The organism is Streptomyces sp. HUAS MS02, assembly GCF_055702265.1.
Genome location: NZ_CM146747.1, coordinates 2,268,424 through 2,282,273, shown reverse-complemented (window position 1 = coordinate 2,282,273; position 13,850 = coordinate 2,268,424). Strand labels below are relative to the sequence as shown.

Genomic DNA, 13,850 nt, shown 5'->3' with positions numbered 1-13,850 from the left:
GGCGACGCGGAATCCGGGGCGGCTGTACGGAATCGGTTCGATCGCCCGCGCCACGGAGCCGGGGCGGCCGACCGGCGCGGCCGTGGCGGCACCCCGCACACCAGGGGTGGTGCGGAGTGGGCTCTCGGCCGCCGGAAGGGTCACTCCGTCGAACCGGTTCGCTGGAAGCTAGCACCGGAGAAATCGCGCAGCAATACTTCCGACACGAGCGAAGCCGCGGGGGACCGGGGATCGTCCGGATCGCCGCGCTATGACGGGAAGTTCCGATCGAGGTGTTGACAGCCGCCCCGCCCGTTCCTGCTTTCACTTCACGCGAACCGGTTCGACGGCCGGACCCCGCGGCTCTTCACAGCCCTCTGTCCCAGCGGCTCGGAAGCTTCGCCTCCGCGGAGTGTCGAACCGGTTCGAGCCAGGAGTTCTGGAGTCAACCGGTTTCCGCGTAACGGCTTTCGGGGCGGGGCAACCCCAGGTGCCCGCGCAGTGTCGTGGCGTCGTACGCGGTGCGGAACGCGCCGCGCCGCTGCAACTCGGGGACCAGGCCACGAGTGATCGCGGTGAGATCGTGCGGCAGGGCGCCGGGGCGCAACCGGAAGCCGTCGAGGCCGGCGGTGCGCCAGTCGAGCAGCAGGTCGGCGAGGTCGCCCGGAGTGCCCGTGAAGATCTCGGCGTCCGAGGCGAGTCGGGCGCCGTCCAGGGCATCCAGACGCGCCTTGCGGCGGGCTGCGGCGCCCGGCTCGTCGTCCAGGAGGACGAGCAGTTCCGCGAACCGCTTCAAGGGGCGGGCCCGTACGTCCCGGCCGACAGCGGTCACGGCATCGTCGACCTGCGCCAGGACGGACTTCACGCCGGCGCGGTCGTGCGGGGTGACGAGGACGACGTCGCAGGCCCGCGCCGCGAACTCGTACGGCGTGGAGGCATGCGCCAGGCTCACGACCACGGGCTGGCCCTGGGGCGGGCGCGGGGTGATCGAGGGGCCCTTGACCGTGAAGTGCGGGCCCTCGAAGTCGATGTGGTGGAGTCTGCCGCGGTCGACGAAGCGGCCCGTGGCGGCGTCCCGTATCTCCGCGTCGTCCTCCCAGCTGTCCCACAGCCGCCGCGCCACCTCCACCACGTCGGCGGCCTCCGCGAACAGCGGGCGCAACCGCGCCGCGATCAGTTCCGGGTCGCGTACGTCGTCGTCGGTCAGCTCCGGCGTCGTACGGCGGCCGAAGTGGGCGGCGTCGGCGGCGCGCGAGGAGATCTGCGGACGCCAGCCCGCGCGGCCCTCGGCGGCGTGATCGAGGGTCGCGATGCCGATGGCCACGTGGAACGGCTCGGTGTGCGTGACGTTCGTGGTGGGGACCAGGCCGATGTGCGTGGTCAGCGGGGCGAGGCAGGCCGAGAGCAGCACCGCGTCGAGATATCCGCGGACCTGGTCCACGCGGTCGTCCGGCCGGTGGAAGGCGGCGGACTGCGGGCCGAGGGCGTCCTCCAGGGTGACGAAGTCGACGAGGCCCCGCTCGGCCTCGGCGACCAGGTCCGCCCAGTACCCGGCGGTGAACAGCTCACCGGGCCGGGCGTCCTCGGCCCGCCAGGCCGCCGGATGCCAGCCCGCGCCGTCCAGGGCGACGGCGAGGTGCAGGGGGGTGCCGGTCACGCGTCCTCCTTCGCGGGTGTGCGGGGGTGGGGGCGCAGACCGAGGTGGTCCCGGAGTGTCGTCCCCGTGTAGTCCTCGCGGAAGGCGCCCCTCTCCTGCAGGAGGGGCACCACCCGGTCGACCAGGTCGTCGAGGCCGCCGGGCGTCAGATGCGGCACGAGGACGAAACCGTCGGCCCCGTCGGTCTGCACGAAGTGGTCGATGGCGTCGGCGACGGTGCGGGGGCTGCCGACGAAGGTCTGGCCGCCGTGGACCTCGATGACCAGCTCACGGATGCTCAGACCGCGCTCCCGGGCGAGCTCGCGCCACCTGCGTGCCGTCTCCTGGCGGCCCTTGCGGAACACCGAATGCCCCTTCAGCACCAGGGAGTCGGGCTCCGGGTCGACGTCCGGCAGCGGCCCGTCCGGGTCGTACGCCGAGAGGTCGCGACCCCACACCGCCTCCAGGTGGGCGATCGCGGTCTGCGGACTCACCTGGGCGCGGGTGATCTCGTCGGCGTACGCCGCGGCCTCCTCGTCGGTGTCGGCGACGACCACCGTCGCGGTGGGGATGACCTTCAGCTCGTGGGGGGAGCGGCCGTGCCGGGCCAGGCGTCCCTTGACGTCCCGGTAGAAGGCGCGGGCCTCGTCGAGCCGGTTGTACTTGCTGAAGATGACGTCGGCGTCGGCCGCGGCGAACTCCCGGCCCGCGTCGGACTCCCCGGCCTGGATGACCACGGGGTGCCCCTGGGGGCCGCGCGGCGTCGTGAAGCGCCCCGCGATGTCGAAGTGCCGCCCCCGGTGGGCGAACCCACCGGCGCCGGGGCGGACGAACTCCCCGGCCCGCGCGTCCGCGCGCACCGCGTCGACCGCCCAGCTGTCCCACAACCGCCGCGCCGCGTGCAGGAACTCGGCGGCGCGGCCGTAGCGGTCGGCCTCCGCGAGGAAGCCGCCCCGGCGGAAGTTCTCACCGGTGAAAGCGTCGAAGCTGGTGACGACGTTCCAGGCCGCCCGCCCGCCGCTGAGGTGGTCCAGAGTCGCGAGCCTGCGCGCCACCTCGTACGGCTCGTTGAAGGTGGCATTGACGGTGGCGGCGAGGCCCAGCCGGGAGGTGACCGAGGCCAGCGCGGCGAGCACCGTCAGGTTCTCGGGGCGGCCCACGACGTCGAGGTCGTAGAACTCGCCCATGTGCTCGCGCAGCCGCAGTCCCTCGGCGAGGAAGAAGAAGTCGAACCTGCCGCGTTCCGCGGTCCGCGCGAGCCGTACGAAGGAGTCGATGGAGATCTGGCTCCGGGACCGCGGGTCCGACCACACGGTCACGTTGTGGATGCCGGGCAGCTGCGCCGCGAGGTGCAGCCGCTTTCGGGCGACGGCGGCCATGGAGCCTGCCTCTCAGGCGAGGGGAGCGGGGGAGACGTACCTGACCGCGTTGTCGAAGGCCACGCCGTGGCTCTTGACGTCGATGGCGATGCGGTCGCCGTCGGCGATGCGGAAACCGTCGTGGAAGCTGGCCTCGTCGGCGCCCAGGAGCACGTAGTTGACCAGGCCGGGCCGCCGCACCGCGGGGAACGAGAACAGGTGCTCCGCCATGTCCCGCACCCGGAAGTACAGGGCGTCGTCGCCGCAGTCGAAGCCGCCCTCCCAGGCGGTCGCGCCGTCCCGCTCGATGGTGACCCGGCCGGTCACGGAGGCCGGCGGCTCGCCGAGGAACAGCCAGGGCGCGAGGGCGGTGTCGCACAGCTTGCAGTACGGGTTGTAGCCGGGGTCCTGGCGGTGCAGGCCGATGTCGCACAGGTCGTTGGCGAAGGTGTAGCCCGCGTAGTGCGGGGTGCCGTCGGCGTCGTTGACGTAGACGAGGGCCACCTCGGGTTCCTCGATGAGGGCCACCGGGTTCGCGGGCACGTTCAGCGTCTCGCCCGGCAGCCGCACCCAGTCGCCGAAGCCCTTGAAGAACCACTTGGGCGGCGTGAACTCGCCCTCCGGGGCGGTCTTCCCGCCCCACTTCTTCTTGTGCGTGCCCATGAAACCGCTCAGCAGTGCGTTCCCGGTGGCCGTCGGCAGCAGCGGCGGCAGCGGCTGCACCTTCGGGTCGCCGGCGGTGACGGTGACGCTCTCGGCGCCCTCGGTGACGGCGGCCCGGATCGCGTCGGCGGAGCCGTCGGTGGCGATGAAGGCCGCCGCGAGCTGTCCGTCGGCCACCCGGTACAGGGTCTGCGGCGCGCCCGGCTCGGGAAGGCCGAAGCCGACGTGGCGCTCGCCCTGGTGGAGGGCCTCGAAGAGGATCGGGTCAGACATGGGGAAAGGTCTCCTGTGGCTCGGGGGAATCAGGCACGTGAAATCAGGCTCGGGGGACTCAGGCCGGGGGAATCAGGACGGAAGGGCCAGGGACGGGGCGGGTGTGCCGGTGAGGTCGGCCAGGATCGCGCCGACGCGGTCCACCGCCTCCCGGATCCAGGGCAGTTCGACGGGATCCGGTGCGGTGAGCGCGGCCCAGCGCCGCTCGTCGGTGTCGCCGTAGAGGCGGCTGGTCGCGGCACGGATCCGCAAGGCGTGCCGGGAGTCGCCGAACGCGCTCGCGGGCAGTACGCCGAGGCCGTGGCGCTCGGTCAGGAAGCGGGCCAGGTCGTCGCCGTCGCGGACGCCGTGCGTACGGGCCAGGCGGTCCCGCAGCGGCTCGAAGTCCGGGTAGAGATAGCTGGTCGCGCGGACCGGGGCCAGGTTCGCTCCGGCCGCGGTGAAGCGGTCGGCGACCGCCCGCACCACCGCCTCGTGCAGCCGGCGGCTCGCCGCGATGTGCTCGGTGATCTCCGGGGGCTCGCCGAAGGCGTACGCGGCCGCCGTCTGCACCGGGGCCGGCGGGCTCGACCAGATCTGGCTGGCGATCGACACGAGTCGGCCGTGCAGGGCTCGCCCGAGGTCGCCGTCGGGCAGCCGGGCGACACCGGTGCGCCAGCCGCCGAGCGCCAGGTTCTTGGTCAGACCGGTGGTGACGACGGTGCGCTCGGGGGCGTCCAGGGCCGGGGACCGGGCGGGGGCGGAGGTGTCGTACACGAGGTCGCAGTAGATCTCGTCGGACACGACGACCAGGTCCAACTCCCGGGCGACGGCGGCCAGTCGGCGTACCGTGGCGGGCGAGGCGACCGTGCCGGTCGGATTGTCCGGCACGGTCACCACCACGGACCGCGGGTCCTGCCCGGCGGCGCGTGCCACGGTGACCGCCTCACGCAGCCGCTCCGGCTCCGGTACGCCGCCCTCGCCCGGCTGAGTCGGTACGGCGATGGGGCGGGCCCCGGCGAGCCGGGCCTGCGCGGCATAGCTGACCCAGCTCGGCACCGGCACGACCACGTCGCCGCCGATGGCCAGCAGCACGGCGAACAGCAGCGGCTTGCTGCCCGGACCGGCCACGACGAGCCCGGGATCGGTGCCGAGCCCACGCCGCCCCCAGTAACCTGCCGCGGCCTCCCGCAGCGCCTCGCTGCCGGGCACGGGCCCGTAGGCGTTCTCGTCCACCGCGGAGGCGAGCCGCTCCCGCAGGGCGGGGTGTACGGGTAGGCCGATCTCACCGCTGGTCATCGACAGCACCTGCTCCCCGGCGCGACGCCGGCGGGCCATGGCCTCGTCGGCGGCGAGGGTCGCCGACATGGAGACCGGTGCGGGTTCGGGCATTTCAGGCTCCAACGGGGTGGGGGAGAGGGAGGCGGGTCAGACCGACGGCTCGGAGAACAGTTGCCGCAGCTCTGCCTTGCGGACCTTGCCGGTCAGCGTCTTGGGGAGCGCGGGCAGCAGCTCCAGACGGTCGGGCAGGAAGCGGGTGTCCTGGCCCGAGTCCCGCAGCCGGGTGCGGATGTCGTCGAGGGACGGGTCCGCGCCGCCCGCCGGGACCACCACCGCGCAGATCGCGGCCCCACCGGGGTGTGTCGCCGACGGCAGGCCCACCACCGCGGCCTCGACCGCCTTCGGATGGCTGCCGATCAGCGCCTCCAACTCCGTCATCGGCGCCACCAGGCCGTCACGGACGATCGCGTCGCGGGCCCGGCCGATGATGCGGATGCCGTCCCGGCCGTCGTCCCGCGCGAGGTCCCCGGTGTCGAACCAGCCGTCCGCGTCCAGCTCCGCCGCGAATGCCTCCTCGCGCCGGTGGTAGCCGAGCGCCAGCGACGCGCCGCGCACCTTCAGCCGGCCCACGCGGTCGCTCTCGCCGTCGATGCCCGAAGGGTCGATACGGGTCTCCATGGCGTCGATGGCACGGCCGTTGCTGTGCGCCGCCCAGTCGGCTGGGTCCGTGGGCCGGGTCATGGTCACCGGACCGTTCTCCGACATGCCCCACAAGGAGTGGGCGCGGGCGCCCAGGGAATCGTGGACCTCGTCGGCCAGCTCCGCGAGGACCGGCGCGGAGCCGATCACCACGTGCCGCAGCGAACCGGTGTCCCGCCGCTCGGCCCGCTGCGAGGCGGCCACGTCGGCGAGCGTGGCGGGCGGCCCGTACAGCAGCGTGGCACCGTAGCGCTCCACCAGGTCCAGCAGCGCCTCGTTCCTGCGGATGTCCTGGAAGGCCACCGTGCCGCCGAGCATGACGCCCGCGAGGACGCCCTGCGCGAAGCCCGAGTAGTGGACGAGGGGCGTGGACACCGCCGCGACCCAGTCGTCGCCGAGCCCGAAGGCGTCCACATAGCCCCGTACGGCCGAGTGGATCGTGTTCTGGCTGTGCAGTACGCCCTTGGACTCACCCGTGGTGCCGGAGGTGAACAGGACGACGAACGGCTCGTCGGCCGTGAGCGCCAGGCCGTCCAGATCACCGGCCCGCCCTTCCTCGCGGGCCGTGGCCACGAAGTGGTCGTGGAACGACAGCGCACCCTCGGGGGCCGGCCCGTCCACCACCACCACATGGTCCAGCGAGGGGAGTTCGTCCTTGAGCTTGGTGACGATCCCCGCGAGCGGGGTGCCCGACCAGTCGGGGAGCGTGACGCACACCTGTGCCTCGGTGAGGCCGAGGCGGTGGCGCAGCTCGTCCTCGGGGCAGATCGGCGAGATCGGACAGATGACCGCGCCGACCCGTACGGAGGCGAACATCAGCGCCACCATCTCCCACCGGTTGGGGAGCTGGACGGCGACGAAGTCGCCCCGCCGCACGCCGAGGTCCAGCAACGCCAGCGCGAACCGGTCGGTGAGGCGGGCCAGTTCGGCGTAGTCGAGGGTGTCGGTGCGGGACTCGGCGATCCGGCGGCCCGCGATGGCGAGCTTGTGCGGCCGGGTCCGCGCCTGGCGGTGCAGGTCGTCGAGGAAGGTCTCGTCCCGCCACCAGCCCCGGCGCCGGTACTCGGCCGCCCGCTCCGCGCCGGACAGGCCCGCCAGGTCGGTGTGCCCGGCCGGGCCCGTGGTGGCTGCCGTGCTCATCCGCGCTCCTTCCCACGGACGTGCAGCAGCTCGGGCAGCGGGTCGCCCGGACGTCCGGTGGCGATCTCCATCAGGTCCCGGGTGTTGCGGCGCACACAGTCGCCGACCCAGTCGAAGACCCACGCCTTACGGGCCTCGGCCTCGAGGTCGAAGGGCACGACCCGGGTGACGGCCAGGGCGGCCGAGCCGGCCCCGCCGATGTTGGCGATCACACCCGGCACCAGGAACGCCCCCGAGGCCTGCACCTTCTCCCGCGCCTCGGCGGTGGAGGCGATGTTGGCGCCCTCGACCACCAGCCCGGCCCGCAGCCGGTGCGCGTTGTCCGCGTTCAGCGCGTACTTCTGCGCCGCGAGGACCAGCAGGTCGGCGTCGACGTCGAGCCAGGCGTCCGGCTCGGCGGTGACGGTGACCTGCTGCGGCAGCCGGGAGCGGTCGATGCGCCCGAACTCGTCGGTGACGGCGACCAGGTCGGCCACCGGCAGCCGGTCGGCGCGGATGGTGCCGTCGACGTCGGCGACGCCCACGATCACATGCCCGCGGTCCTCCAGGAACCGCGCGACCGCCCGGCCCACCGCGCCGAAGCCCTGCACCACGACCCGGGCCGGCCCGACGCGGCCGCTCGCCTCCAGGGCGGTGACCGCGGCGACGCCGACACCGTGACCGGTGCAGTCGATCAGCGGCTCGTAGTAGGTGCGCCAGTCGATCGGCATGTCCGGGGCGCCCGGCCGGTAGCGGGGGTCGTACCCGGCCTCGGTGAAGAACACGGCCCGGTCGGCCGGGGTGACGCCCATGTCGATGCCGAGGTGGATACCGCCGTGCAGCAGCGGCTTCACGGTGCGGCCGAAGGTACGGAACGTCTCCTCGCGGTCGGTGCCGTCGGAGACGATGCCGCCCTTGGCGCCGCCGATGGGCAGACCGGCCAGCGTGAACTTCTGGGTCATGTCACGGGCGAGGTCGGCCACCTCCTCCTCGGTGACGCCGGGTGTCATCCGCACACCGCCCATGGCCAGACCGTCGTACAGCGTGTCGACGACCACCCAGCCCTTGAGCGCGCCGCCGCTGCCGTTCAGACGGACCGTGAACGCGGGGTCCTGCGGGGTTTCCAGATCACTCATTGCCAAGTCCTCGAGTACGTAGGGGCGGATGTCACTGGTAGAGCTGGGCGAAGCCGCGCAGGATCTCCATGCCGTCGCTGCGGAACTCCAGATGCGCCTGGGCGCCGAAGATCCGGCCGTCGTCGGAGCGCAGGAACTCCACGGGCGCGTGCTCGGAGCGGCCGATGGATCGGAAGCCCTCGGGGGCCTGCCGGAGGTAGAGGGTGTGCCGGTGGAAGACGGTCACCGTCGGCTTGACGTAGGTGAACAGCGGCTCGGACTTGTCGACCTGCGCCTCGTGACCGCCGACCCGCTGCGGCCCCTCGGCGAGCGTGCCGCCGGCCGCGACCGCGAGGATCTGCATACCGCCGCAGATCCCGAACACCGGGACGTCGGAGCCCATCACGAGATCCACGAGCGGCTTGTAGTGGTCGCGGTCGTAGGCCCGTACCTTGGTGCCGCTCAGGACGATCGCCTGGTAGCGGCCGTCGAGCCGGGTGGGTACGGACGTCGCGTCGACCGCCTCGGTGTCCGAGCCCAGCTCCTCGAACCGTTTGCGGAGCTGCTTCAGCGACAGGGTTCCGTTGTTGACGACGAGTACGCGGGAGTGCGCCACGTGCTTGCTCCTCAGGTGCGTGTGATGACGGTGCCGGTGCGGGCGGCGAGCAGGTCCGTGACGGCCGCGCTGCCGATGACGACGTGCTCCACACCCGCGTCCAGGGCCTCGCCGGCGGCCCGCAGCTTCTTGCGCATGCCGCCGGTGGCGCCCTTGTCGCGGAAGGCGGCCGCGGCCTTCGCGGTGATCCGGCGCACCGGCTCCCCGTCGATCAGCAGATGCGCGACATCGGTGACGAGCACCAGATGACCGGCACCGGTGGCGCCGGCGATCGCGGCGGCGGCCCGGTCGGCGTCGGTGTTGACCTCCTGGCCCGCCGCGTTCCTGGCCAGCGGGGTGACGAGGCAGGCGTGGCCCGGCTGGAGGTTCTTCAGCGCCGACGGGTCCACCCCGGTGATCGGGCCGACGAGGTTCTCCAGCTCGACGAGCTGCTTGTCCCGCCACCACCAGCGCTCGCCCTCGCCGGCGGTGACCAGTCCGTCGCTGCCGACCAGCCGTTCCGCGGTGATGCCGCGCTGTTCGAGGCGACCGAGGACGTCCTCGGCCAGCCGGGCGCTGACGGTCTTGATGTCGGCGATGACCTCGGGGGTGGTCCAGCGGCTCTGGTTGCCGTAGCGGTCGCGCAGGATCGCCGACGGCTCGCTGTAGCGGGGGCGGAGCTGCTTCAGCGGCTTGGACCAGCCGTGCACCAGGACCAGCGGTCGTTCCCGCCCGTGCCGGGCGAGGTCGTCCCACCAGTCGCCGGCGAGGTCGTCCAGGCAACTGCCGCCCAGCTTCACCACGGTGGGCGTGGTCACGGGTGTGGTCCCGCTCATGCGGGCATCACCGGCTGCATCGTCAGGCCCGTCTCCTCGGGCAGTCCGAAGCGGATGTTGGCGGCCTGTACGGCCTGGCCCGCCGCGCCCTTGACCAGGTTGTCGAGGGCGGCGAGCACGACGACGCGGTCGCCGTCCTCGTCGTGCAGGACCGTCACATCGCAGTAGTTGGAGCCCAGGACGGCCTGCGGGTCCGGCACCGGGATCAGCGTCTCGGCGTGTCGGCGCACCCGCACGAAGCGGTGCCCCTTGTAGAAGCGCACATACGCCCGCTGCAGCTCCCGCTGGTCGACGGTGTCGTCCGTGAAGACGTACGAGCTGGTCAGCAGCCCGCGCACATGGGAGACGCCGTACGCCGACATGGTCAGCGAGCCGACCGTGCCGGGCTTGCCGCGCTCCAGGAAGTCACCGACCTCGGCGGCGTGCCGGTGCCCGGTCGGGGCGTACGGGGCGATGGCGCCGCTGCGCAGCGGGTGCAGGTCGGGGGTGCGCAGCTGCAGTCCGCCGCCGCTGGAGCCGCTCTTGCCGTCGACCACCACGGTCTTCAGGTCGAGCCCGAGGCCGAGGGTGAGCGGCGCGAGGCCCAGGGTGATGGCGGTGGCGTAGCAGCCGGGCAGCGAGATGAGCGCCGCGTCCGTCAACTGGTCGCCGACCAGCTCCGGTACGCCGTACACGAAGCGGTCGGCGAGGTCGGTGCGCCGCTTGACCTTCGGGTACCAGCGGTCGTGCAGCTCCGGCGTGCGGATGCGGAAGGCGCCGCTGAGGTCCACGACGGCCGGCACCCGGTCCGCGAGGAGCGCGGCCAGCTCCGCCGACACCGGTGCCGGGGTGGCCAGGAAGACGACGTCGACCTGGTCGGCGATCTCCTCGGTGACCGGCTGCACCGTCAGGCCCAGGTCGAGCCGGAGCCCAGGGTGCAGCTCGGCCGGCCGGCGGCCGATGTTCGAGGAGCCGCCGAGGAAGCTCAGCTCCATGTCGGGGTGCTGGGTGATCAGTCGGATGAGGTCGCCGCCGGCGAGCCCGGAGGCGCCGACGACTCCTGCGCGGATCATGCGATCAGCTCCTGGACGTAGCGGGCGACGGCCGACGGGATGTCCGCCCCGGTCGCCGAGGCCACCGCCCGGAAACCGGGGGCGTGGTTGACCTCGTTGACGACGTAGCCGTCGGGGGTGCCGAAGAGGTCGACCCCGTAGATGCCGGGGCCGAGTTCGCCCACCACACCGTCGATGATCTTCAGCACGTCGGGGTCGTGGGCGACGGCGCGGCTGCTGTTGCCGAGCGCCGCGTTGTTGCGCCAGTCGGTGCCGCCGGAGGCGAACTCGGCGGCGCCGACCAGCTCGTGCCCGACGACCAGGCAGCGCACCGAGGTGCCGCCGCCCAGGTACGGCTCGACCAGGCAGGCCTGCTCGAAGGCGTGCCCGAGGTCCTCGACGTAGTCGTACACGGACTGGGCGGTGTCGGCGTGCCGGATCAGCGTGACCCGCTTGCCCATGCCGCCGTAGACCGGCTTGAGGACCAGCGGCGGCTCCAGCTCCTCCAGGGCCTTGGTGAAGTCCTTGCGGGACAGCGCGAGCCGGTAGTCCGGCACGGGCACGCTCGCGGTGCGCAACACGGTGCGCAGGAGCGCCTTGTTCTCGCAGGCGTGCACCGCCCGGGCCGAGTTGAGGACCGGCACCCCGGCCGCCTCGGCGAGGGCGGCGATCAGACCGCCGCGGGTGTAGCTGCGGCTGCGCAGCAGCAGCGCCTCGTAGTCACGCACCGACGGCGCGTCCGGGTGCCCGAGGCACAGGGACTCGTCGTTGACCCACTCGATGTGCAGCCCGAACTCCGGTGCGGTCTTGATCAGCTCACGTTCCTCCCAGCTGATCCGGTCCGCGACGAGGGCGACGTTGCGGGGCATCTCACTGCCCCCAGTCGCGCAGCTGCACCTCGACCATCTGCAGGGTCAGCCGGCCGTCCTGGACGCCTTCGACGCGCAGCGTGAGCATGCACTCGGGGCACGAGAGGGTCTCGCCGCGGTCGACCGGCGGCACGGTCAGGTCGGTCTCGCACTCGGGGCAGACGCCGTTGAGGGTGGCGGTGGGCATGGGTGAACTCCTTTTTCCTCAGGGGAATTCGGCAGGGGAATTCCTCGGGGGAATGCGTCGGGTGAAGGGGAGAAGGTGTGGTCAGGCGGCCTGGAAGTCGATGGCGGCCTTGCGGATGGCGTCCCGGTCGAGCAGCGGGGCCCCGCCGAGCTCCTGGCGCCGCACGAGCCACGGCGTGAACGCGTCGACGTCGACGACGACGCCCGAGCCGTCGAGCGCCCACGTGACGAGCGCGGTGGTGAGGCGGCTGCGGACCCGCAGCTCGCGGCTGTTGCCGACGAGCTCGGCGGGCAGCGTCTCGTACGCCTCCGGATGGTTCAGCTGACCCGGCAGTTCGTACGCGAAGGCGTGCGCGGTGGTCGGCCCCGACTGGAACGCCTCGCCGAGGCCCGCGCCCTTGAGCGCGACCCGTGACAGTTCGGTGAGGTGGGTCAGGTCGAAGCGGGTGTCGCCGTGGATGACGCGCAGCGAGGTGAGCAGCTCGGCGAGCGGCGCGTTGCCGCCGCGCTCGCCGATACCGCCGACGGTCGCGGAGATCCACCGCGCTCCCGCACGCACGGCGGCGAGGGAGTTGGCGACGGCCATGCCGAGCATGTTGTGCGAGTGGATCTCGATCTCGGAGCCGTCGATCGCGGTGAGGTCGGCGATCACGTTCTCCATCTGCCAGGGCGACAGATACGCGACGGTCTCCGCGAGCCGGAACCGGTCGGCGCCGGCCTCGAAGCCCGCGGTGACATAGGGGACGAGCCGCTCCTTCGGGGTGCGGGCGCCGTCCTCGCCGCTGAACGTGACGTGGAAGCCCCGCTCCTTGGCCTGGGTGATCGCCGCCCTGGCCAGTGTCTGGAGGAACTTGGGGCTGGGCGAGCCGAGCTTCAGCTCGGCGTGCTGCTCCGAGGTGGGGATGGAGTACATGATGTGCCGCACACCCAGCCGCTCGGCCTCGTCGAGGGCCGTCGCGACCTGCCGGCGGTCCCGCACCACGACGAGCGTCATGCTGCGTTCGGGGCCGACGGCCTCGTGCGTGGCGAGCACGAGGTCGGCGTCCTTCGAGCCGGGCCCGGACACCATGCCGACCTCGACCAGGTCGACGCCGGTCCGCACCAGCAGTCGGGCGATCGTGGCGGCGTCCTCGGGGCCGAACTCGACGCCGGCCATGTGCGCGGAATCCCGCAAAGTCGCGTCGGAAATCCGGGGCGGTGACGTCGGTGCCGGTATTTCCGCGGGTATTTCTGCTGTGGTCATTGCCTTCCACTCCTCATGGGTTCGGTAGGCCGTGGTTCATACGCTCTCCCGAACTTCCCGGCGGGACAAGGGGATTCAGGTCAGGGCTGTGTGGGGGAGTGTCAAGAAGTGTCAAGCAGGAAAGGAAGTGCAAGGCCGATGTCCGGCCGGTGTCATTTCACGCGGACAGTTCTGCCGTTGACGTGATGTACGTCCTACGGTGCCGGCATGGACCTTTTCTCACTGCCCAGGCTCGGAGTTGTCGTCCCACCGGAAAACCCCACGGCGGAACCGGAGTTCAATCATCTGGTGGGCGCCGGAATGAACGTGTACACCGCCCGTTTCCCGGTGACTCCCTCAGTGGGGCTCAGGGAGATGCTGGAGACGTACAACCGCGTCCTGCCCGACACCCTCGGCGACTTCGGCGGCATGCGCCTCGACGCGTCCGTCGTCGCCTGCAGTGCCTCGCACTACCTGCTGGACCCGGACGGCGATCGCGCCCTGTGCGAGGAGCTGTCGGAGCGCCTCGGCCATCCCGTACGGTCCTCGACGCAGGCGATTCTCGCGGTGTGCGAGGCGCTCGGCGTGACCCGGCTGTCGCTGGTCTCGCCCTACCAGCCGTGGCTCACCGACACCTCCCGCGCCTTCTGGGAGCGGGCCGGGCTCAAGGTCGACGACGTCGTCCTCGTCCCCGCGGGGCGGAACCCCGACGGCGGCGAGCACTACGACCCGTACCAGGTCACCACCGCTGAGATTCTCCGGCGCATACGGGAGCGCCGGATCCCCGAGGACGCCGCGCTGCTGTTCACCGGCACCGGCATGGGCACGCTCGCCGCCCTCACCGAACTCGCCCGCGAGGGCGCCGACCGCCTCCTGCTGTCCTCGAACCTGGCGTCCGTCTGGTGGGCCCGGCGCGCGGTGGCCGGAGTGACCGGTGCCGCCCATCCGCTGCTGCGGCGCCTGGACGACCAGGCGGCATGACACGGAGCAGGGCCCCGGGCGACGTACC

The 13,850-nt window shown here is 72.4% G+C and carries 13 protein-coding genes; 1 reads left to right on the top strand and 12 read right to left on the bottom strand.

Translation table 11 applies throughout. The features are described from left to right. Window positions 1–424: 424 nt before the first annotated feature. The 12 genes from ACZ9QC_RS09730 to ACZ9QC_RS09675 all read right to left on the bottom strand — a co-directional run bounded on the left by ACZ9QC_RS09730 (window position 425) and on the right by ACZ9QC_RS09675 (window position 12,775). Window positions 425–1,636, bottom strand: coding sequence for an LLM class flavin-dependent oxidoreductase (locus ACZ9QC_RS09730; RefSeq protein WP_472919802.1), 1,212 nt, complete (start codon window positions 1,634–1,636; stop codon window positions 425–427). Continuing rightward, window positions 1,633–2,994, bottom strand: coding sequence for an NtaA/DmoA family FMN-dependent monooxygenase (locus ACZ9QC_RS09725; protein WP_472919801.1), 1,362 nt, complete (start codon window positions 2,992–2,994; stop codon window positions 1,633–1,635). The genes ACZ9QC_RS09730 and ACZ9QC_RS09725 overlap by 4 nt, the downstream gene beginning before the upstream one ends. A gap of 12 nt (window positions 2,995–3,006) precedes the next feature. Continuing rightward, complete coding sequence (locus ACZ9QC_RS09720) at window positions 3,007–3,909, bottom strand: fumarylacetoacetate (FAA) hydrolase (RefSeq protein ID WP_472919800.1); 903 nt, start codon at window positions 3,907–3,909, stop codon at window positions 3,007–3,009. A gap of 72 nt (window positions 3,910–3,981) precedes the next feature. Beyond that, window positions 3,982–5,280 (bottom strand): pyridoxal phosphate-dependent aminotransferase, encoded by a 1,299-nt coding sequence (locus ACZ9QC_RS09715; protein ID WP_472919799.1) that lies wholly within the window; start codon window positions 5,278–5,280, stop codon window positions 3,982–3,984. Between the two features lie 36 nt (window positions 5,281–5,316). Beyond that, window positions 5,317–7,008, bottom strand: a complete 1,692-nt coding sequence (locus tag ACZ9QC_RS09710; RefSeq protein ID WP_472919798.1) for an AMP-binding protein — start codon at window positions 7,006–7,008, stop codon at window positions 5,317–5,319. Beyond that, window positions 7,005–8,123 carry a Glu/Leu/Phe/Val dehydrogenase dimerization domain-containing protein gene (locus ACZ9QC_RS09705; RefSeq protein ID WP_472919797.1) on the bottom strand — a complete coding sequence of 373 codons (1,119 nt, stop codon included), beginning with the start codon at window positions 8,121–8,123 and terminating at the stop codon, window positions 7,005–7,007. The genes ACZ9QC_RS09710 and ACZ9QC_RS09705 overlap by 4 nt, the downstream gene beginning before the upstream one ends. A gap of 31 nt (window positions 8,124–8,154) precedes the next feature. Then, complete coding sequence (locus tag ACZ9QC_RS09700) at window positions 8,155–8,718, bottom strand: type 1 glutamine amidotransferase (RefSeq protein ID WP_472919796.1); 564 nt, start codon at window positions 8,716–8,718, stop codon at window positions 8,155–8,157. An 11-nt stretch (window positions 8,719–8,729) separates the two neighbouring features. Then, window positions 8,730–9,533, bottom strand: a complete 804-nt coding sequence (locus ACZ9QC_RS09695; protein ID WP_472919795.1) for an amino acid kinase family protein — start codon at window positions 9,531–9,533, stop codon at window positions 8,730–8,732. Beyond that, on the bottom strand, window positions 9,530–10,585 hold the full coding sequence (gene argC, locus ACZ9QC_RS09690) for an N-acetyl-gamma-glutamyl-phosphate reductase (protein ID WP_472919794.1): 1,056 nt from the start codon (window positions 10,583–10,585) through the stop codon (window positions 9,530–9,532). Before argC ends, ACZ9QC_RS09695 begins: the two co-directional genes overlap by 4 nt. Next, window positions 10,582–11,433 carry an ATP-grasp domain-containing protein gene (locus ACZ9QC_RS09685; protein ID WP_472919793.1) on the bottom strand — a complete coding sequence of 284 codons (852 nt, stop codon included), beginning with the start codon at window positions 11,431–11,433 and terminating at the stop codon, window positions 10,582–10,584. The genes argC and ACZ9QC_RS09685 overlap by 4 nt, the downstream gene beginning before the upstream one ends. 1 nt (window position 11,434) lies before the next feature. Then, the gene (locus tag ACZ9QC_RS09680; protein ID WP_472919792.1) at window positions 11,435–11,620 is read right to left on the bottom strand and encodes a lysine biosynthesis protein LysW; all 186 of its coding nucleotides are present in this window, start codon (window positions 11,618–11,620) and stop codon (window positions 11,435–11,437) included. 81 nt (window positions 11,621–11,701) lie between these two features. After that, window positions 11,702–12,775 (bottom strand): isopropylmalate synthase, encoded by a 1,074-nt coding sequence (locus tag ACZ9QC_RS09675; protein ID WP_472919791.1) that lies wholly within the window; start codon window positions 12,773–12,775, stop codon window positions 11,702–11,704. A gap of 294 nt (window positions 12,776–13,069) precedes the next feature. Between ACZ9QC_RS09675 and ACZ9QC_RS09670 the strand changes: the two genes are divergently transcribed. After that, entirely contained in the window at window positions 13,070–13,822 is a 753-nt protein-coding gene (locus tag ACZ9QC_RS09670; protein WP_472919790.1) for a maleate cis-trans isomerase family protein, read from the top strand. The last annotated feature ends 28 nt before the right edge of the window (window positions 13,823–13,850 follow it).